Consider the following 19,856-nt stretch of genomic DNA (forward strand, 5'->3'; position numbering starts at 1 on the left):
CATTTCCTTTGATGTCCTTTAATGCATGAAGAAAACGATCAGCAGCCAGGGCAGCACCAGGCCGGCGAGGGTAACCGGCCAGGTGGCCGGACGGCGTTTGGCGTGGAGCATCATCAGCCCCAATCCGGTGAGGGCGAACAACAGGCTGGCGACCGCAAAGATATCGATGAACCAGGCCCATACCGTGCCGGTATGGCGTCCCTTGTGCAGGTCGTTAAAGAACGCAATCCAGCCACGGTCAGTGATTTCGCCCATCACTTCGCCACTGCCCAGAGTGATCGCCAGCCAGGCGTCACCGCCGGGGCGGGGCAGGGCGACATAGACTTCATCCGGGGCCCATTCCGCGGCCTTGTGGGCACTGTCCAGGTCCCATTGTGTCTGCAGCCATTGCTGCACCGGGACGGGCAGTGGGCCTTTTTCCAGACCGGAAAGGGAGGCCATTAACGGTTCTGGAAGCTGGCCTTCCACGCTGCGGATTGCCGGCTCGGCGGCAATATCATTGGCATGGTTGAGGGTGATGCCGGTAATGCTGAACAGCAGCAGGCTGATCAGACAGAGGGCGGAGGTGACCCAGTGCCACTGGTGAAGCTGTTTCAGCCAGAAAGCTTTACGTTTCTTGTTCACTGCCAGACTCAATATCAGATTGAGGAGCGATGTTAATGAGAATTGTTATTGATATATAGGTTGCTGAGCGTAAAGAATGTAAGACCCGGCGAAGAAAATTGAACGGGAGTCAGAGAAAAGCTGGAACCTCTAGTTGTTAATGCTTATCATTTGAGAATGAATGCTATTACTAACCTTCCTGCTCGGCTTTTGATGATCGAGGATGATGCCCTTCTTGGTGAGCACCTGCGTGATTACCTGGAGAGCCGGCAATATCAGACCGCTGTCTGCAGTGACGGGCTTGAAGGGCTGCAACTGGCTGTCAGCGGTGATTATGACCTTGTGCTGCTGGATATCCTCCTGCCCGGTCTCAATGGCCTGGAGCTGCTGGCCAGTCTGCGTCAGCGCTGCACGGTCCCGGTGATTGTGGTGTCGGCGCTTGGTGATGAAGAAGCACGCATTCAGGGTCTGATCAGTGGAGCGGATGATTATGTGGCCAAACCGTTCAGTATGGCCGAGCTTGGAGTGAGGGTGGATGCCATCCTGCGCCGGGTAGCTCTGGAGCGTAACCTTCATGGACAGTTGGCACAGGCGGGGGGGCTTCAATTGCATGATGCTGATCAGATTGGCCGTTTTAATGGCCAGGATCTGGGGCTGACCACCACTGAATTTCGTCTGCTACAGGTTCTCATGGAGCATCGCGGCGAGACGCTAAACAAACCTTTCCTCTATCAGACGGTGCTGCACAGAGGTTGTGGTCGCCATGACCGTAGCCTTGACCTCCATGTCAGCCATTTGCGTCGCAAGCTGCGTGATGCAGGTATGCCTGACTCCCCGGTACGGACGGTGTGGGGGCAGGGCTACACTCTGGTGATGGATCCCCGGTAATGCGCCGTTACTTGCTGACGCCACATTCCCTGTTCTGGCGCCTCTCAATGGTGCTGGTGGTCACGGCTGTCATGACGATGGTGCTGGGTGTCGGGTTGATGGGGGAGCTGCGTCGTGATGCTCAGCGGTTGAGCAGTGAAGCCCGTCAGGTGCTGAGGGGTTATGCCTGGGAGGCGGAGCAGGCTTGGCTGACGGATGGTGAAGCGGGGGTCGCGGCGTGGTTGGACATGATGCGCCAGAAGGAAACCGGAAGCATCATGGTGGTGGATCACGAGGATCAGTCTCTCAGTGGCAGCCCTCTGACCGAGCGAGAGCGTGCCGGTTTACGCTTTCAACGCAGTCTGAATGGCATGATGAGTTTCCGATACGGTAAAAGCATGCCTTACATTGGTATCCCGTTCTCAGGTGATAAAGATACCGCAAGGCTGATTATCCAACTGCCCCCCCGCTACCGTCCCGGCACCTATTGGCCTTACCTGGAAAACGCGCTGTTGATCGGTATTCCCGCCCTGTCGGCCTTATTGCTTGGGCTGTTGCTATTCTGGCGCGTGCGAGGACCGCTTCGAGCCTTGCAGGATCAAGTGCTTCGTTTCAAGGATGATGCAGGAGCCAGGCTGGGGCCCCCTGTGGTGGCGCGCCGGGATGAATTTGGCGAGCTGGCCCGGAGTTTTAATCGCATGGCCGATAAGGTCTCGACCATGATGTCTACCCAGAAGCAGCTGCTGAATGACATGTCCCATGAGCTGCGTACGCCTTTGAGTCGTCTGACAGTGGCGCTGGAAAGCCCCATGGATGAGAGGGCGCTGCGCGAACGATTGGCCATCGAGTTGGTTCGGATGCGCGATCTGGTGGACGATACCCTCGCACTGGGTTGGCAAGATACCCCAATGGATGGCAGCAGACTGGAGGCGCTTTCTGTCTCTGCCCTGTGGGATCTGGTGGTGGAGAATGCCAGCTTCGAAAGTGGCTGGGACCGGGGGCGATTTCCCTGCTACCTATCTGCGAATGTGGTCGTGTATGGGCACCTGAATGTACTGGCACAGGCGTTTGAAAACCTGGTGCGTAATGCCATTCGGCATTCGCCGCAGGGGGGCACCATTACTCTGGCCGGGCACAGGGAGGGGGACAACTGGCACCTGACTATCTCTGACCAGGGGCCGGGTGTCCCGGGTGCCAGTCTGGAAACCATCTTCTCACCTTTTGTTCGGCTGGATGCTGCCCGTCATGAGAGTGGTTTTGGGTTGGGGCTAAGTATTGCCCGGCGGGCTGTCACCCGAATTGGCGGCGAGATGTGGGCGGAAAACGCCACTCCTGGCCTGAGCATACATATGCGGCTGAAAGCGTTTGATGTCGTATAGAATGTAAACTTCCTTTAGTTGTAAATGACAATCAATACCATCTGCTAAGTTGAATCATGTTCACAACGGGTTCTGATGCGAGAAACCCGCTTGTGGTGGTGAATTTTCAAGGAGGCAAATATGGTGGCGGTAACACGTTTGGGGGCGTTGGCACTGGCAGCCAGCACGGTAAGTGGTGCGGTTTGGGCAGACAATCCGCAAGACACCTATGAACTGGGACAGGTGTCTGTCACCGCAGGGGGCTATGCCCAGCAGGTAGAGGATGCACCAGCATCTATTAGTGTGATCAACCGTGAACAGATCGAAGAACGCTATTATCAGGATGTCACGGATGTGCTGCGTGACGTTCCTGGTGTTGTTGTAACAGGTGGCGGATCCGGGGATAACGGTACTGACATTGTCATTCGTGGTATGCCTGCCTCGTATACCCTGATTCTTGTGGATGGCAAGCCGGTGTCTACCCGTGAAACCCGACCTAACGGGAGTGCGGGTTTCGAGCAGAGTTGGTTGCCGCCAGTACAAAGTATTGAACGTATCGAAGTGATCCGTGGGCCCATGTCCACACTCTATGGTTCCGATGCCATGGGCGGGGTGATCAATATCATCACCCGCAAGGTGGCGGAGAAATGGGGCGGCACGGCACAAGTGGACACGGTGATTCATGACGATTCCCGTTCCGGGGATATCACCCAGGGTAACTTCAGTCTCAGCGGCCCGCTCAAGGAAGGTATGGCAGGGCTCCAGCTTTACGGTGGTTTCTACAATCGCCAGGAAGACGGGTTTGTGGATGGCTTTGAGCAGAAAGAGCTCAAGAACCTGAATGCTCGCCTGACGCTGACTCCGACAGACAACCAGGATATTTCGCTGGAGGCGAGCAGCTCGGTAGATACCCGTCAGGGTCTGATGGGCCGTACCCAACCGACCTCGGACTGCGGCCGCGGTGGCTGCAGCGATGCTTTCTCCGAACATGCACGTGAAGCCTGGTCGATCCAGCACACGGGGCGTTGGGGGTTCGGTACCTCGGAAACCTATCTGCAGCGGGAGAGGGCGGAAAACGAAGGTCGTGAGATGATCATCACCAACGACGCGGCCAAAAGCACGCTGTTGATCCCCGTCGGGAATCACATGCTGAGCGTGGGCATGGATTTCACCGAAGAAAAGCTGCGTGACGATACCTCGAACCGTATTTCAGAGCGTACCAAGGTAGAGAACACCAAATGGGCGCTATTCGCGGAGGATGAGTGGATGCTCACAGATACCTTCTTCCTTACCGTGGGAGCTCGCATGGATGACGACGAAAACTATGGCAGACATGTAAGTCCGAGGGTCTATGGTGTCTGGGGCTTCAGTCCTCGTTGGACGGTCAAAGGTGGGGTGTCGACGGGCTTCCGCTCACCTTCCTTGCGTGAGGTGATTCCGGACTGGGGTCAGGTCAGCCGCGGCGGAAACATTTACGGCAACCCTGACCTGGAGCCAGAAACCTCTGTTAACCAGGAGCTTGGCCTGTACTTCAATGCCGGGCGTGCGTTGATGGCCAATGTGACCGTGTTCCATACGGATTTCGAAGACAAGATCACCCGGATTGCCTGTCCTGTCAGCATCTGCACAGACGGACCCAATCAGTTTGGTTCGGATCCGACCTACCGGGTCAATGTGGATGAAGCGGAAACCCAGGGTGTGGAATTTGCGCTCTCGTCTACCCTCGCCAAGGTGCTTTCAGTGAACTTCAGTTACACCTTCACGGATTCTGAACAGAAGTCCGGTGAATACAAGGGCGAGCCTCTGACCCAGTTGCCGGAGCATCTGGCCAGCCTGCAACTGGACTGGCAGGCCACGAGTACGGTCTCTCCCTGGGCCACAGTGCGTTATCGAGGTGAGGAAAGTCAGCCTGTTACCGGCCCATCCAGCAGTGCCATTGTTGCCCCGTCTACCACCCTGGTGGATGCCGGTGTCGGCTTCAAACTCTCACCCAAGGCAAAATTAAATACCGGTATCTACAATCTGGCCGACAAGGAAATATTCCTGGATGAATACGGCTACGTGGAGGATGGCCGTCGGTACTGGCTGGGGTTGCAGGTGGATTTCTGAATTGCACTACGGAACCGGCAGGCCGGGGTCAGGCCGGCGCTGCCGCATTCCCTTACTGTAGCGTCAGAGCATCGCTTCCAGTTGGGCTCTAAATGCCTCGTCGTTGCGTGCCAGTCTTATAATCTGGTTGTAAGTCTGCACTTCCAGACCACTCTCCTGTACCGCTGAGGCGAGAGCCTGCTGGGCTTCCTGCCTGATTGCCATCGCTTCCTGGGGACTGTCTTTCTTGTCTTGAAGTTTCTTGGCGTATTCCCGCTGAATGTCGCCCATCTCTTTCTGGGAATCTACGAAAGCTTCCAGCTGTTGCGCTGAAAAATCCTCAGCTTTGGGAAGCGGGGCCTGGGGTGTTGCCACAGGTGGCTGTGCCGAGCCCTGTCCCTGCTGGGCGACAGCAGGTCCTGCGAGAGCGAGTAAACTGGCCAGTACCGATGCGGCGAGAAGGGTTGTCTTCATGAACGTTCTCCTGTTGCGTATCCGCTTTGGGAAGCGCGGTATTTACCTGTGATTCCTACAGGTGCCTCCTATTGCGACAGGCTCAGCTGATGAAGTTCCTTGTGTGACTGTAAAAAGGCGTCAATGTGATGAATGTCACGGCGGTTTGATAGCCACCTGTTCACGGTCAATGAATCAGTAACAAAATAGGTCTGATAACCCTGTCCCCCGGCAAGTTGCCGGCCTTGTTGTGCAGTTGGAAGAGGCGTTTCCTGGGGCGCCACAGGACTAGGCGTGGCCCGCAGAATGAGGGCGATACGTGACGATACCGCTTATGGCTTAGGTAAAATGACGATTTTACCCTAAAATCTCCCACTCAATTCACATTCGGAGCAGCAAGACTATGGGGCGCGCCTTCCAGAACCGCAAAGAATCCATGGCCAAGACCTCGGACATGAAGGCCAAGGTGTATAGCCGCTATGGCCGTGAAATTTATGTCTGCGCCAAATCCGGGGGGACTGACCCGTCAGCCAACCTGGCCCTGCGCAGCATGATCGAGCGTGCCAAGAAGGATCAGGTGCCTTCCCATGTGATTGAGAAAGCGCTGGACAAGGCCAGTGGGGCAGGCGGTGAAGATTTTGCGCCGGCCCGCTACGAGGGCTATGGTCCTGGCGGCTCCATGGCCATCATCGAGTGTCTGACGGACAACCCCAACCGCACCTTTGGTGATGTGCGCGTGGCTTTCACCAAGACCAAGTGCAAGATCGGTACTCAGGGCACGGTTGCCCACATGTTCGACCATGCCGCGATTTTTCGCTTTGCCGGTGAAGATGAAGACACTGTGCTGGAAGCCTTGATGGAAGCGGATGTGGATGTGACGGACGTGGAAAGTGAAGAGGGCATGATTACGGTCTTCACCCCGAATACTGAGTTTGCCAAGGCCCGGCAGGCGTTGACGGATGCTTTCGAAGGCATTGATTTCGAAGTGGAAGAAATCCAGTTCATCCCCCATGCCTACACCACTGTGGAAGGGGATGACCGGGAGCTGTTTGATAAATTTCTGGCCATGCTTAATGACCTGGATGATGTGCAGAACGTTTATCACAACGTTGAACTCTAGGGATTCTGTCATCCTGATCAGAGACACCGCCGCTGGCGGTGTTTTTGTTTGTGCCTGAAGTAGGTCTGGTTTGCTGTCGTCAAAATGAGAATCTATGATCATTTTTGATTAAGGCCTGTTAACACTGCCAACAGGCCCTGGTGGGGTGACGCTTGAAGAATGATGAAAACGACGTAATCGGCAAAATCTACGAGACAGCATTGTCACCGGGTGATTGGGTGGAGTTGCTGGATACCATTGCCGGCTGGACGGATGCTCCTGAGCCAGAGCTGGCCGCCAGCGTCGCGACTCAAGCGTTAGCGCAGCCTGGCACCGTGCCGCAACGGCGCGAGGAAGTGGAAGCGCTGGTGAATCACCTCGAACGGGCGGTGCGTTCCAGCTCTTACATGCATGCCCTCGAAGATCGCACCAGTGTCCTTAACTCCATGTACAACCAGATGCCCTGGCCGATGCTCATGCTGGGGGACAATCTTGTGGTGCTGGAAAGTAATCCGGTGGCCAATCAGGTTCTGGTGGACAGCCCGGTTTCTTTGCAGGGCCGCGAGCTGATCTTCCAGGATCGCGAGTTGAAAAAATCGCTGCAACAGGTGAATCGTCTGGCAGAGGGACGGGGGCCGCAATTGCTGACTTCCCCAGAAGCCGGTATCTCTCTGTTGTGTTTGCCTGTCCGCAAGTCAGATGCGCCGGGACCGATCAGCCTGGTCCGAACCATTGTATGGGTATTGGATGGCCACAGTGTGGTGACCCCTTCCCCGGAATTATTGCGTTCGCTATTCAGTATCACGGAAGCTGAATCCCGTCTGCTGCACCTGTTATGTAAGATCGGAAATCTTCAGCAATGTGCTCAGCTGCTGAATATCAAGATCAGTACAGCTCGTTCCCAGCTGAAATCCATCATGGCCAAGCTCAACACCAACAGCCAGGTGCAACTGGTCAGCCATGCCATGGGACATGCGCTGGCCCAGGTGGCCAGATTGCCCAGAAAAACCGATGACGATGAGGAATACACAGTCACCCTACCAGATGGTCGCGTGCTGAGCTGGTATGAATACGGCGACCCCAAGGGGAAACCGGTCATCACTCTGGAAAACCAGGGGGCTTCCATGCCGGATCACACCCTCTTTGAACAGTGGTATCGGGAGAAAGGGCTGCGCATCGTGATGGTGGTGCGGCCGGGGTATGGTATTTCCACCTACAAGGCGAACTTTCAGTTTCGGGACTTTGGCAAGGACATCCTTTTCCTCTGCAAACACCTCAACATCCACAAGCCGGCCCTTGCCGCTTACTGTGGTGGTGGACCCTATGCGCTGTGTGCGGCGGTGATGTATCCGGACAGCTTCTCCTGCCTTGGCTTGCTGGGTACCACCCTTGCTGGCGAACATTTTGATGAGAACAAGCTGGAGCCAATCCATCGTATGTGTGTGCAGATCTCACGTCGGGACCCACGTTTGTTCATGCTGATTGGCAAACTGGGTGTACGCGGGGTGCAGAAGGCACCGGAGAAATTCTACAAGATGCTGGCCCGGGGTTTGTCCAAGCCGGATCAGGCGTTTTTTGCCAATCCAGACTATCTGGCGCGCACCATTCGTCGCACTCGTCGCAGCCACTTTCAGGGGGCAAGGGTGATGATGGAAGAATATCTGAATCACCTGAGACCCCTGGGGGCGGATCCCTCACAGATTCGTCTGCCTGTATTGCAGTGGCATGGTGAGAGTGATGGCATCGTGTCCATTGACAGTGCTCGCGCCCTGGCCGCTGAAATCCCGGATGTCAGATTCCGCAGCTTTCCTGAGCACGGCCATTTCATGATCTATGATCTCTGGAAGGATTTTCTGAACGAACTGTTGGGATTGTAACGGCTGGAATTAACCCCGTGCCGGTTTTCAGAGGTGCATTAAAGAGAACAGGGAAAGCGCCATCATGCAGATTGAATACCGGGTGAATACACCGGTCACGCCTCAGGAATTTACGCGTTTACTGAACGACTCATTCTTGGGTGAACGTCGCCCGGTAGACGATCCGGAATGCATGGCCGGGATGATTGAAAACGCAAACCTGGTTGTCAGTGCCTGGGACAAGGATCGATTGGTAGGCATTTCACGGTGTGTGACGGATTTTCACTATGCTTGTTATTTGTCGGATCTTGCCGTGCACCGTGAATATCAGAAAGCCGGAATAGGGCGGCAGCTGCAGGCGCTGACCCAGCAGCAGTTAGGCCCGCGCTGTAAATTGATCCTGATTGCCGCACCGGCTGCACAGCATTACTACGAGCCGTTGGGTTATGAGCACAATGACCGCTGTTGGGTGCTGGATCGTGACAAGCCGATACGCTAGCGGGCCAGCTCTGCCAGCATGGCGGCAAGAAAGCGTGCGGCCTGTCCCCCATTCAGGGCACGATGATCAAAGGTCAGACTGATCGGTAACTGTACATCCTCGAACAGTTCTCCTTTTTTGATGCCCGGTTGGCTGAAACGTTTTCCCGCACCAACGATGGCGACCTGAGGTGGCACCACGACTGGGGTGGCGAAGCGTCCGCCCAGGGTGCCGAAGTTGCTTAAGGTGAGAGTGGCTCCCTGAAGTTCCTTTGCCGGAATCTTGCGTTGCTCCACATCCCGGCGAAGATGGTTGAGGCCATCGCGCAAGTCGGCCGGTTCACGGTTGGCTACATCCCGCAGTACCGGGACAAACAGGCCATCCGGGGTGTCCACAGCGATACCGAGATCCACTTTTTCCACAATACGCATGCTCAGGCGCTCACCATCGAACCAGGCATTGACGGCTGGCTCTGCGTGGCAGCCCGCGACGATGGCGCGTATCAGGCGCAGGGTAATGTCGGTATCTTCCGGCCAGTGACGGACACTGACCTGGTCGAACAAGCTGACCGGAACGACCTGCTGGCCGGCAGCGGCCATGGCCTTGGCCATGCTGCGAGCCACGCCTTTGAGCGGGGTGCTGTCGCCGTGGCTCTGTTTCAGGCTGGCCTGCTGCTGGACATCTTCGATGGTGATGGTGCCGCCGGGGCCGCTGCCATGTAGCTGTTCGAGTGCTACGCCAAGGTGCAGAGCCAATGAGCGTATCGCCGGGGTGGTCTGGATTGCCGGGCTTCCGGCCACGGCACCCACCACAAACTGGTCGGGGTTGTCGGCATCAGTACCGCTATCCTCTTTGCTTTGCAGATTGCCGACCACGGTCTGGCTGCCGCTGCCTTCTTCGCCTTCAAAGGCGAGCAGCGGTTCACCGGTATGAATCAGATCACCGTTCTGGACAAACAGGGTGGCAACCTTGCCTTCCTTTGGCGCTGGAATATCGACAATGGCTTTGGCGGTTTCTACGCTGAGCAGCAGGTCATCCACCTTGACGGTGTCGCCCTCCTTTACGTGCCACTCAACCACTTCCGCTTCCTGCAAACCTTCGCCCAGATCGGGCAGGGTGAAATAGGGCATTTTATCGCTCCTTCGTCGCTCGCTGGCATGCTTCACGCACGTAACTGGCCACAGGGAAAAACAGAGTTTCGAGAAGCGAGTTGAAAGTTTCGAAAAGCAAAAGAGGTGTGGTTTTCGAAACTCGCTTCTCGAAACTCGTAACTGCTCTCAGTACGCCATACACCGCTTCGCCGCCGCCACGATGCGTTCTACGCGCGGCATGTATTGCTGCTCCATGGCGAAGTAGGGCATCGGGGTGTCATAGCCGGTGACCCGTTCAATGGGGGCGCGCAGGTGCATGAGGGCGTCGCTGGCGAGAGTGGCGGCGATCTCCGCGCCGAAGCCTCCCGTGAACGGGGCCTCGTGGACGATAACAACCCGCCCGGTTTTGCCGGCGGTGGCAATCAGGGTGTCCCGGTCCAGCGGGTTGAGCGTGGCTACGTCGATGACATCGGCCTTGATACCGTCTTCCGCCAGCTGATCCGCTGCGGCAAGGGTTTCGTGAATCATCGCGCCCCAGCTGATCAGACTCACGTCCTCTCCGGCACGCAGGGTAAAGCAGCGATCCAGCGGTAACGGCTCATCGTCAATGGCGACGGGTAACCGTTGCAGCCGATAGAGCCGTTTGGGTTCCAGAAACAGCACTGGGTCCGGGCATGCAATGGCGGCGCGCAGCAAGCCATAGGCACGCGCGGGAGAAGAGGGGATCACCACGCGCAGGCCGGGAACATGCGCAAATAGCGCTTCGGTACTTTCGCTGTGGTGCTCGGGCGCATGGATGCCGCCACCAAAAGGGGCGCGAATCACCAGTGGGCAGCTGAGGCGGCCACGGGTGCGGTTGCGTAACCGGGCAGCATGGCTGATCAGCTGTTCCAGCGCAGCGTAGATAAAGCCCATGAACTGGATCTCTGCCACCGGTTTCAGTCCCTGGCTGGCCATGCCTACGCTCATCCCTGCGATCAGATTCTCCGCCAGCGGAGTATCCATCACCCGGCGCAGGCCGAAATGTTCCTTCAGGCCTTCGGTGGCTCGGAAAACACCGCCATTTGTCGCAATGTCCTCGCCCAGCAGGACCACGCTATCGTCATCCTCCATGGCCTGCCGCAGGGCACGATTGATCGCTTCCACCAGATTGAGGGGGATCGCGACCTGACTATCTCGCTGTGCGCTATGCATGGCGACCTCCTGCGTGTTCAGACAACACGGTTCGTTGCGCCTGCAGGCTCTCCGGCAGCGTTTCGTAGAGATAATCGAGCATGTCCGTGGGCACCTGTGGCGGCTGTTGCAGATAGGTTTGTACCGCCTTGTCCACTTCCTGCTGGCAGTGTGTCTGCCACTGCTTCTCCTGATCTGCCTGCCAATGCCCGGCATCCACCAGCGCCTGGCGCAGTCGCGCCACGGGTTCCCGTTGCCAGGCCGCATGGAGTTCACTGGCCTTGCGATATCGGCTGGCGTCGTCAGCGGTGGTGTGATCACTGAGGCGATAGCTCACGGCTTCCACCAGCGTAGCCCCCTTGCCATGCCGGGCTTTATCCAGCGCGTAGTCCAATACGTCCAGCATGGCGGGTAGATCGTTGCCGTCCACACGGATGCCCTCTATACCGGCGGCTTCGGCCTTGTGGGCTATGCTCTGGCTGGCGGTCTGCAACCGTCCAGGGACGGAGATGGCCCATTGATTGTTATTGACCATCACTACCAGCGGCAGCTGCCAGACGCCTGCCACGTTGAGACTTTCATAGAAATCACCCCGCGAAGTAGCGCCATCGCCACAGGTGGCCAGCACTGCTGCCGATTCATGGCACAACTTGGCTTTGGTGGCGATGCCAGCGGCTTGAGTCAGCTGGCTGGCGATAGGGACGCAGTTGGGCAAATCTCTGACTGCGGGAGTCTGGGCCGGAAAGGCATTGCCTCGCTCGTCGCCTCCCCAGTACTGCAGAATCTGGTAGAGGGGGACACCGCGCAGATACTGGGTGGCATGATCCCGGTAATAGGGGACAAAGTAGTCATGGTTCTCGAGGCTCAGGCCTGCGCCCACGGTAATGGCTTCAGCCCCCAGGCAGGAAGCATAGGTGCCTAGCTGGCCGGTACGTTGCAGGTTCACGGCTTTCTTGTCGAAGCAACGGATCAATGCCATGGCCTGGTAGGCTTGAATAAGGCGTGACCAGTCGCTGTTGCTGTCCAGCGATGGCAGCCTTTCATGCATTGTGTAAGGTGCACTGGAAAACATGGCTGTCTCCTTATGCGGCATGCTCATGGGCGTCGTGCAGTCTCTGCTCAGCCATGCGATCCGCCATGAGCGCAGGGGATACTCCTAACCGTTCAGCATCGTTGAGAAGGTGGCTCAGGGTACAGCCGATACCTTTCACCTTGCTCCGGACGGCCGCGTTGTTGTGTCGTTGGCGATGCAATGCGAGAGCGATCAGGCCACCTGCGTTGTTCACATAATCCGGTGTATAGAGAATGTGGCGGTCCTGCAGATGACGGGCGTCGTCTTCGCTCGCTAACTGGTTGTTGGCCGCACCCACAATCAAGCGGGCGTCCAGTCTCGGGATGGTTTCGGGATTGAGCGTGCCGCCCAGGGCGCAAGGCATGAATGCATCGCAGGGCACCTCATAGATCTCGTCGGCGGTGACGAAGTCTGCATTCAGGCGTTCTGCGAGTCGCTTGCCATGGGCCTGGTCCAGATCGGTGATGGTCAAGCGGGCACCGGCCCAGGCCAACATCATGGCCAGGCGTCTGCCGACATGCCCTAATCCCTGAATGGCTACATGCAGGCCCTTGAAATCCTGTCGGTGCAGCTGTCTCTCACTGGCGATCTGTAGCGCGGTATAGACGCCCAGCGCCGTAAAGGGCGAGGGGTCGATGCCGTCGCCGGAATAGCCAAGGACATGGGGTGTTTGAGTGGCTACCTGATCCAGATCTTCCGTTTCCGTGCCGGCATCCATGGCGGTGAGGTAACGGCCAGCGAGGCTGTTAACGGCACGGCCGAATGACTGGAAGAGCGCCTGGCGATCATAGGTCTTTTGCGGTTCGATAATGACAGCTTTACCGCCGCCAAGTGGCAGGCCCGCCAGAGCGGCTTTGAAACTCATACCACGGGCAAGGCGGCAGACATCAATTTCTGCGGCAGTTTCGTCAGGGTAAGGAAGGCATCGACAACCGCCAAGGGCAGGGCCCAGACGGGTGGAATGCAGGGCGATCAAGGCACGAAGACCGGTTACCGGATCCCGGAACTGATGGAGTTCGGCAACGTCGGTCTGTTCGAGGGTAACGAACATGACAACGCTCCTTTCCCGTAGAGCTGGGTAAGCCCGTCAGGGAAGCAGATTAGGCCCGGATAGGGCACCCTTTTACCTTAACGCGGAGCCATGCAGGATGCCTGTATCTAGATCGACTTTCTGACAAGCGGCATGAACAGGGGAGATGACAGCGAGTTGGGGGGTATGCAGAAACCTGAATGCCGGCAGGGGGGGCTGCCGGCAGGAAGAATGTTACCGGGTAACGCGAACCAGCATGCCGAACATGGGATGGTCGAAGTAGTAGACATCACTGCCGGTGAGACGACGACCTTCGCTGATGTCCACATAGAAACGTTCGCCGCTGCTCTCGGTGTTAAACCACAGGCGCGGAGAGACGTGCACAAAGCGTGATTCGCTGAAATGCAAGGTGCCTTCAAACTCGGGCACGTCGCCATCTTCAGTAGAGAGGGTACGCCCGCCGCGCAAGTAAACCGGCGTAGTATCGGCCTTGTTGCCGATGCTCTGACGCCAGCCTGCATGATAAAGCTCACGATAGTCACCCGTGCTGGCCATGCGTTCCATCATGTACTGCAGTGAGGTTTCTTCCTCGGACAGTGGCTGCCAGGCGCCGCGGGACAAGTCGCTGGCGTTCACGTACTCACTCTGCTCAGGGGCACCAATGGTGACCGACTGGCTGGCATAGCGAGGCTGCAGAGCGGTATTCCAGATTTCTTCAGAAACCGGATGGTTGCGGGCAAACACCAGCACTTCTACTTTGTACCAGCCGGCGAAAGCTGGATTGGCCAGGAAAGCCAGGATCATCAGCAGTAAAGCTCGACGCATTGCGTACACTCCTTGTCCTGCCTTGGCAGGTTGTTGTTCCGGTGCCGACTATACCACTGTGGCCGGCTAATTCACCGGGCGAAAGCCGTCAGCGGGGGAAATTTGTGAAGGACGGTGAGTTTCAAGTTGCAAGTTTCAAGTTACAAGGCGCGGGAAGGGGCGTGATGAGTTTTTAAGGTTGTGCCGCGCCCGGACATTGGGGCGCGGGGAAAGCCTGGAAGGTTTACTGTCAGCCCATTATCGCGTTGCAACTTGAAACTTGTTACTTGCAACTCAGTCCCGCTTGATACTCTGCGCTGACAGCCGCTTGAGCAACTCACCAACCACCCCAATCCGTTCCTCCGCCGTTTCACTGCCTTCCACAAATCGCAGCATGTTGGCACCTTCCAGCTTGAAACGATTCGGGCCGGATTGGACCAGCTTGACGATGGTGAGCGGGTCTACCGGGGTGCGCTCGCCGAATTCCACCTTGCCGCCACCTGCATGGGCATCAAGTCGGATGATGCCGAGCCGGTCAGCCTGTTGGCGGAGCTCGGTGACAGAGAACAGATTTTTCACCGGCTCTGGTAGCAGCCCGAAGCGGTCGATCATTTCTACCTGCAGTTCTTTCAGGCCATCGCGGGTCTTGCAACCGGCGATGCGCTTGTACAGGGTCAGACGACCAAAAACATCGGGCAGGTAGTCTTCAGGTATGAGAGCGGGAATGCGCAGGTTCAGTTCCGGACCTCCACTGAGCGGTTTTTCCACGTCGGGCTGTTCGCCACGTTTCAAGGCCTCAACCGCCTGCTCCAGCATCTCCATGTAGAGGCTGAAACCAATGGTCTCAATGTTGCCGTGCTGCTCTTCGCCCAGCAGTTCGCCGGCACCACGGATCTCCAGATCCTGGCTGGCCAGCATGAAACCAGCTCCCAGATCAGTGGCCTGCTCGATGGCCTCAAGACGCTTGAGGGCATCCTTGGTCATCACTTTGGGGCTGGGTGTGATCAGGTAAGCGTAGGCCTGGTGATGGCTGCGCCCGACTCGCCCACGCAGCTGATGCAGCTGGGCAAGGCCGAGCTTGTCGGCCCGATCGATGATGATGGTATTGGCGCTGGGCACGTCGATGCCGGTTTCCACAATGGTGGTACACACCAGTACGTTGAAACGACGGTGGTAGAAGTCGCTCATCACCGCTTCCAGTTCCCGCTCGCGCATCTGGCCATGGGCAATACCGACCCGGGCATCGGGCACCAGCTTGCGGATGTCCTCCGCTGTCTTTTCCATGGTGTCGATGTCGTTGTGCAGGTAGTACACCTGGCCTCCACGCAGCAGCTCACGGAGCAGGGCTTCCTTGATTGCGGTGTCATTGCGCTGTTGCACGAAGGTTTTCACTGACAGACGTTTCTGCGGCGGGGTGGCGATGATGGAGATATCACGCATGCCGCTCATGGCCATGTTCAGGGTCCGCGGGATGGGGGTGGCGGTGAGGGTGAGGATGTCGCACTCGGCGCGCATCTGCTTGAGGCGCTCCTTGTGACGTACCCCGAAGCGGTGCTCCTCATCCACGATGATCAGCCCCAGGTTGCTGAACTCCACGCTTTCCTGCAGCAGCTGGTGGGTACCCACCAGGATGTCCACCTTGCCTTCCCTGAGTTTCTGCAACACCTGGGTCTTTTCCTTGGTGCTGCGGAAGCGTGACAGCACCTCGATGTTCACCGGCCAGTCGGCGAAGCGGTCGGTAAAAGATTCATAGTGCTGCTGGGCCAACAGGGTGGTGGGCACCAGTACCGCTACCTGGGTCTGGTTTTCCACCGCCACGAAGGCGGCGCGCATGGCGACTTCGGTCTTGCCGAAGCCCACATCGCCACACACCAGCCGGTCCATGGGCTGACTGGATTGCATGTCTGCAATGACTGAAGCGATGGCGGCTTGCTGGTCCGGGGTTTCCTCGAAAGGGAAGCCAGCGCTGAAACGATCGTAATCACTCAGATCCACATCGAACTGGCGACCTTCGCGGGCCTCGCGGCGGGCATAGGTGTTGAGCAGTTCCGCAGCCACATCATGGATCTTCTCGGCGGCTTTCTGGCGTGCCTTGCTCCATTGCTCGGTACCCAGCTTGTTGAGCGGGGCAGTGTCGCCGCCGCCATAACGGCTGATCAGGTGCAAGGAGGATACCGGTACATACAGTTTGTCGCCGCCGGCGTACTCCAGTAACAGGAATTCATGTTGCTGGCGATCCACTTCCATGTGGGTGAGGCCAAGATAGCGGCCGACACCATGTTCAAGGTGGACTACCGGGGAGCCTACGGTGAGTTCACCCAGAGAGCGGAAGGCTTGCTCGGCAGCACCGTCATCGCTACTGGACTTGCGGCGGCGGCGTTGCAGTACCCGTTCGCCGTAAAGGTCGTTTTCGGTGACGACCAGCAGAGCGTGTTCGGGTGCATAGAAGCCTGCGTCCAGTTCACCACGGGTAAGGCTCCAGCGTGCCGGTGCAGCAATAAAGTCCGGCCAGTTCTCCTTCATCACCGGCTGGATGTGAATCTTCTGCATCAGCTCCAGCAGTGCTTCGCGGCGTCCTGCGGTCTCTGCGCAGATCAGGATGCGCGTATCCGGGTGGGCGTTGGAGAAGGTGTGCAGCAGCGCAAGTGGATTGCTGGCACGTACATCCGCAGTGAGTGGCGGCATGGGGGCCACGTCGAACTGGATGGCATTGCCGCTGTCAGCCTGTCTGGCCCGAGGGTGCTGCTTCAGTGCTGCGCCCAGTTCTTCCGGCCGTAGATAAAGCTGCCACGGCGCGAGGATGGGGCGATGAATGTCGTGACGACGAGATTCATAGCGTTGCTCAACATCACCCCAGAAATGCTCGATGGCACCCTGGCAATCGGCCAGTTCCACCAGGCGGACATCGTTGGGCAGATAATCGAACAGGGTGGCCATGTGTTCGAAGAACAGGGGCAGGTAGTACTCCAGACCGGGAGCGGCGAGTCCGTCGGTGACATCCTGATAGAGCGGCACATGGCGGGTGTCCACGTCAAAGGTATCACGGAAGTTGCTGCGGAAGCGGGCAATGCCTTCGGCGCTGAGCGGGAATTCGGCCGCAGGCAGCAGGGTGATGTCCTCGACCTTGCCAGTGGAGCGCTGGTTTTCTGCCTCGAACAGTCGCAGGGATTCGATTTCGTCATCGAACAGCTCAATGCGAAATGGCTGCGGTGCGCCCATGGGATAGATATCCATGATGGCCCCACGTACAGCAAATTCGCCGTGCTCATATACATTGTCGCGTTGGCGATAACCGCTCGCTACCAGGCGCTGGCGTGTGGCTTCCATGTCGAACCTGTCGCCGACCTTGAGCAGGAAGCTGTTACCGGTGATATGCAGCGGTGGCGCCAGCCGCTGCATCAGGGTGTTCACCGGGACTACCAGCAGCCCCTTGTGGGTGTTGGGCAATTGATGCAGCACCCGAATGCGGTCGCTGATGATGTCCTGATGGGGGCTGAAATGATCGTAGGGCAGGGTTTCCCAATCAGGGAACAACATGACTGAGGTGTCACTGCCTGCAAGGTAGAAACTGAGGGAGTCGGCAATCTGTTGCGCTCGCCCGGTATTGGGAGCAAGTACCACGAACAGGTGATCCTGACTGCGTGCCAGCTCGGCCAGCACGGCGGCCATGCTGCCGGCGTCGAGGCCAGACCAGTCCTTGAAGTGTTCACGTCCACTGGGGAAGAGATTGCTGTCGGGGAGTAACTTCATTCAGCCCGGTTCCTGCCGTCTACGGTCATTAGCGTGTGCCTGAGGCGGCGTATTGTAGCGGTGTGGGCGTCAAGGGGCCATGGAGAGACAAGCTTCAAGCTGCTAGCTACAACACGAGGATGGTACGGCGTGTCTTGAAGGGGGGAGGTGTTCCGCGCTGATGAGGCTGTGGTAATGGTAGCAAGCTCTGCGGCGAGGCTCCGACGTTTGACGATTGGTTGCCTATCAGGAGGCGCGTTGCAGCTTGAAGCTTGTAGCTTGCATCCCCGCCGGGTCACTTGCGACTTGTTGCAGGTCTGTTCTGACATTCGTCCCGGCATGACTGAACAAAGCGTTGGCTGAGGCGTTACCATGGTTGTCTGATTTCGAGATTTGCGCTGAGGATCGATTATGAAAGCACCAGTTCGGGAGCTGCTGCATTTGTTTGACCTGGAGCAGTTGGAAGACAATCTGTTCCGTGGCCAAACTCAGGCCAATGGCCAACGGAGTGTGTTTGGTGGGTTGGTGGCCGGGCAGGCGTTACTGGCGGCATCACGCACGGTGCCGGAAGAGCGTCCGGTGCATTCTCTGCATGCCTATTTCCTCCGGCCGGGTGATTTCAATGTCCCGATTGTTTACGACGTAGAGCGGATTCGTGACGGCAAGAGTTTCACTACCCGTCGGGTGAAAGCGATCCAGCATGGCCGTCCCATTTTCTCGCTCGCCGCCTCCTATCAGGTCGTGGAGGAGGGTGCATCCCACCAAGCCGCTATGCCGGATGTGCCCGATCCGGAGACCCTGGATACGGATCAGGCTATTCGCTTGAAACTGGTGGAGCGTTTGCCGGAGCAGTATCGCAAGGATTTCCTTACCGAGCGGCCGGTGGAGTTTCGTCCGGTTACCCCGCTGGATCCTATTTCCCCGGAGCCAAAGGCACCGGTGCGGGAAGTGTGGTTCAAGGTGGTCGATACCGTGGATGCCAGCCCGGTGCTGCATCAGGCGTTACTGGCCTATTGTTCTGACTTCGGGCTGATGGGAACGGCCATGCTGCCCCACGGTATGAACTTCTGGCAGGCCAACACCCAGTGCGCCAGCATCGATCACGCCATGTGGTTCCATAATGACTTCCGTATTGATGAGTGGTTGTTGTATCGCAGCGACAGCCCCTTCGCGGGTGGTGCGCGGGGCATGAACTTTGGTTCGATCTATCGTCAGGACGGCACGCTGGTGGCGTCGGTAGCGCAGGAAGGACTGATGCGTCAGCACCGTTCCGACAGCCCGGCCTGATGAAACGGCTGCCTGTTCTCCTCGAGGAGGTGGCGGCCTGCCGGCTGTGCCAGGAACATCTTCCGTTGGGCCCAAGGCCAGTAGTGAGAGCAGGTGAGGGGGCCCGGCTGCTGATTGTGGGCCAGGCCCCCGGTACCCGGGTGCATGAAACCGGTATTCCCTGGAATGATCCTTCTGGCGATCGTCTGCGCGATTGGCTGCAGCTGGGCCGGGAGGCTTTTTATGATGAAAGCCGCATAGCCATTATTCCCATGGGTTTCTGCTATCCGGGGCGGGGAAAGGGAGGGGATCTGCCGCCCAGGCCGGAATGTGCCCCCCAGTGGCATGCAAAGCTGCTGGCGGAGCTGCCGAATCTGCAATTGACCCTTTTAGTGGGTCAGTACGCCCAGCGCTATTACCTGTCCGAACCAGGAAAGACACTTACCGATAACGTAAAGGAATACAAAAAGGCCCTGGCGCATGGCTTTTTTCCCTTGCCCCACCCGAGTCCCCGTAACCGTTTGTGGCTAAGGCAGCGCCCTTGGTTCGAGGAAGAGGTGCTGCCGGCGCTGCGGGAGAGGGTTGGGATGGCGCTGTCTGGATAGGCGGCAATGAGAAGCAAGTTTCAAGTTGCAAGTTTCAACGCGGATAAAGGCCGGAGCAGCCCGCAATGGGTATTTTTTCGCGCATTGTCGCTTGTGCGCGGGCAGGGCTCGGACGCTGGTTTTGACTCAGATCGCGCCTTGCTCCTTGAAACTTGTAACTTGCAACTCTCAACTGGCCCTTTCCGGGTGGATAAACATGCCGTTTGGCGGTATCATCCGCGCCCCAAACTCCACCGCTGGTGACCAGTGAAGCCGGGCCTTGCAGAGCCACTTAACGGTTTCCG

General features: G+C 57.7%; 16 protein-coding genes. 8 read left to right on the forward strand and 8 right to left on the reverse strand.

Annotation, left to right across the window (positions count from 1 at the left end; translation table 11 throughout):
- Nucleotides 1-18: 18 nt before the first annotated feature.
- Nucleotides 19-624 carry a PepSY-associated TM helix domain-containing protein gene (locus Y5S_RS14320; RefSeq protein WP_035233917.1) on the reverse strand — a complete coding sequence of 202 codons (606 nt, stop codon included), beginning with the start codon at nucleotides 622-624 and terminating at the stop codon, nucleotides 19-21.
- 156 nt (nucleotides 625-780) lie between these two features.
- On the opposite strand from Y5S_RS14320, the gene Y5S_RS14325 reads away from it, so the two are divergent.
- The 3 genes from Y5S_RS14325 (at nucleotide 781) to Y5S_RS14335 (ending at nucleotide 4,937) form a co-directional block, all read left to right on the forward strand.
- Nucleotides 781-1,491: a response regulator transcription factor gene (locus tag Y5S_RS14325; RefSeq protein ID WP_156107787.1), complete on the forward strand. Its 711-nt coding sequence runs from the start codon at nucleotides 781-783 to the stop codon at nucleotides 1,489-1,491.
- The gene (locus tag Y5S_RS14330) at nucleotides 1,491-2,849 is read left to right on the forward strand and encodes a sensor histidine kinase (RefSeq protein WP_035233918.1); all 1,359 of its coding nucleotides are present in this window, start codon (nucleotides 1,491-1,493) and stop codon (nucleotides 2,847-2,849) included. The genes Y5S_RS14325 and Y5S_RS14330 overlap by 1 nt, the downstream gene beginning before the upstream one ends.
- 120 nt (nucleotides 2,850-2,969) lie before the next feature.
- Nucleotides 2,970-4,937: a ligand-gated channel protein gene (locus tag Y5S_RS14335; protein WP_035233919.1), complete on the forward strand. Its 1,968-nt coding sequence runs from the start codon at nucleotides 2,970-2,972 to the stop codon at nucleotides 4,935-4,937.
- A gap of 63 nt (nucleotides 4,938-5,000) precedes the next feature.
- Here the strand turns inward: Y5S_RS14335 and Y5S_RS14340 are convergent, their stop codons facing one another.
- Nucleotides 5,001-5,390 (reverse strand): DUF4168 domain-containing protein, encoded by a 390-nt coding sequence (locus Y5S_RS14340; protein ID WP_035233920.1) that lies wholly within the window; start codon nucleotides 5,388-5,390, stop codon nucleotides 5,001-5,003.
- A gap of 382 nt (nucleotides 5,391-5,772) precedes the next feature.
- On the opposite strand from Y5S_RS14340, the gene Y5S_RS14345 reads away from it, so the two are divergent.
- From Y5S_RS14345 to Y5S_RS14355, 3 genes are all read left to right on the forward strand, one after another.
- Nucleotides 5,773-6,489, forward strand: a complete 717-nt coding sequence (locus tag Y5S_RS14345) for a YebC/PmpR family DNA-binding transcriptional regulator (RefSeq protein WP_035233921.1) — start codon at nucleotides 5,773-5,775, stop codon at nucleotides 6,487-6,489.
- Between the two features lie 152 nt (nucleotides 6,490-6,641).
- Nucleotides 6,642-8,345 (forward strand): alpha/beta fold hydrolase, encoded by a 1,704-nt coding sequence (locus Y5S_RS14350; RefSeq protein WP_035233922.1) that lies wholly within the window; start codon nucleotides 6,642-6,644, stop codon nucleotides 8,343-8,345.
- A gap of 64 nt (nucleotides 8,346-8,409) precedes the next feature.
- On the forward strand, nucleotides 8,410-8,823 hold the full coding sequence (locus tag Y5S_RS14355; RefSeq protein ID WP_035233923.1) for a GNAT family N-acetyltransferase: 414 nt from the start codon (nucleotides 8,410-8,412) through the stop codon (nucleotides 8,821-8,823).
- Here the strand turns inward: Y5S_RS14355 and Y5S_RS14360 are convergent.
- The 6 genes from Y5S_RS14360 to mfd all read right to left on the reverse strand — a co-directional run bounded on the left by Y5S_RS14360 (nucleotide 8,820) and on the right by mfd (nucleotide 17,722).
- Nucleotides 8,820-9,932, reverse strand: a complete 1,113-nt coding sequence (locus tag Y5S_RS14360) for a dihydrolipoamide acetyltransferase family protein (protein ID WP_035233924.1) — start codon at nucleotides 9,930-9,932, stop codon at nucleotides 8,820-8,822. The genes Y5S_RS14355 and Y5S_RS14360 overlap by 4 nt on opposite strands.
- A gap of 147 nt (nucleotides 9,933-10,079) precedes the next feature.
- The gene (locus Y5S_RS14365) at nucleotides 10,080-11,087 is read right to left on the reverse strand and encodes an alpha-ketoacid dehydrogenase subunit beta (RefSeq protein WP_156107789.1); all 1,008 of its coding nucleotides are present in this window, start codon (nucleotides 11,085-11,087) and stop codon (nucleotides 10,080-10,082) included.
- A complete protein-coding gene (gene pdhA, locus Y5S_RS14370) occupies nucleotides 11,080-12,138 on the reverse strand; it encodes a pyruvate dehydrogenase (acetyl-transferring) E1 component subunit alpha (RefSeq protein WP_035233926.1) in 1,059 nt (352 codons plus the stop codon). Before pdhA ends, Y5S_RS14365 begins: the two co-directional genes overlap by 8 nt.
- A 10-nt stretch (nucleotides 12,139-12,148) precedes the next feature.
- A complete protein-coding gene (locus Y5S_RS14375; protein ID WP_035233927.1) occupies nucleotides 12,149-13,189 on the reverse strand; it encodes a Leu/Phe/Val dehydrogenase in 1,041 nt (346 codons plus the stop codon).
- Nucleotides 13,190-13,402: 213 nt separating this feature from the next.
- On the reverse strand, nucleotides 13,403-13,993 hold the full coding sequence (locus Y5S_RS14380; RefSeq protein ID WP_035233928.1) for a CsiV family protein: 591 nt from the start codon (nucleotides 13,991-13,993) through the stop codon (nucleotides 13,403-13,405).
- A gap of 273 nt (nucleotides 13,994-14,266) precedes the next feature.
- Nucleotides 14,267-17,722, reverse strand: a complete 3,456-nt coding sequence (mfd, locus tag Y5S_RS14385; RefSeq protein WP_035233929.1) for a transcription-repair coupling factor — start codon at nucleotides 17,720-17,722, stop codon at nucleotides 14,267-14,269.
- Nucleotides 17,723-18,112: 390 nt separating this feature from the next.
- Here mfd and Y5S_RS14390 point away from each other — a divergent pair, with 390 nt between their 5' ends.
- Nucleotides 18,113-18,988, forward strand: a complete 876-nt coding sequence (locus Y5S_RS14390) for an acyl-CoA thioesterase (protein WP_035233930.1) — start codon at nucleotides 18,113-18,115, stop codon at nucleotides 18,986-18,988.
- Nucleotides 18,988-19,572 (forward strand): uracil-DNA glycosylase family protein, encoded by a 585-nt coding sequence (locus Y5S_RS14395; protein ID WP_035233931.1) that lies wholly within the window; start codon nucleotides 18,988-18,990, stop codon nucleotides 19,570-19,572. Before Y5S_RS14390 ends, Y5S_RS14395 begins: the two co-directional genes overlap by 1 nt.
- The last annotated feature ends 284 nt before the right edge of the window (nucleotides 19,573-19,856 follow it).

The sequence above is a fragment of the Alcanivorax nanhaiticus genome (genome assembly GCF_000756665.1).
Taxonomy (GTDB): Bacteria; Pseudomonadota; Gammaproteobacteria; order Pseudomonadales; family Alcanivoracaceae; genus Alcanivorax; species Alcanivorax nanhaiticus.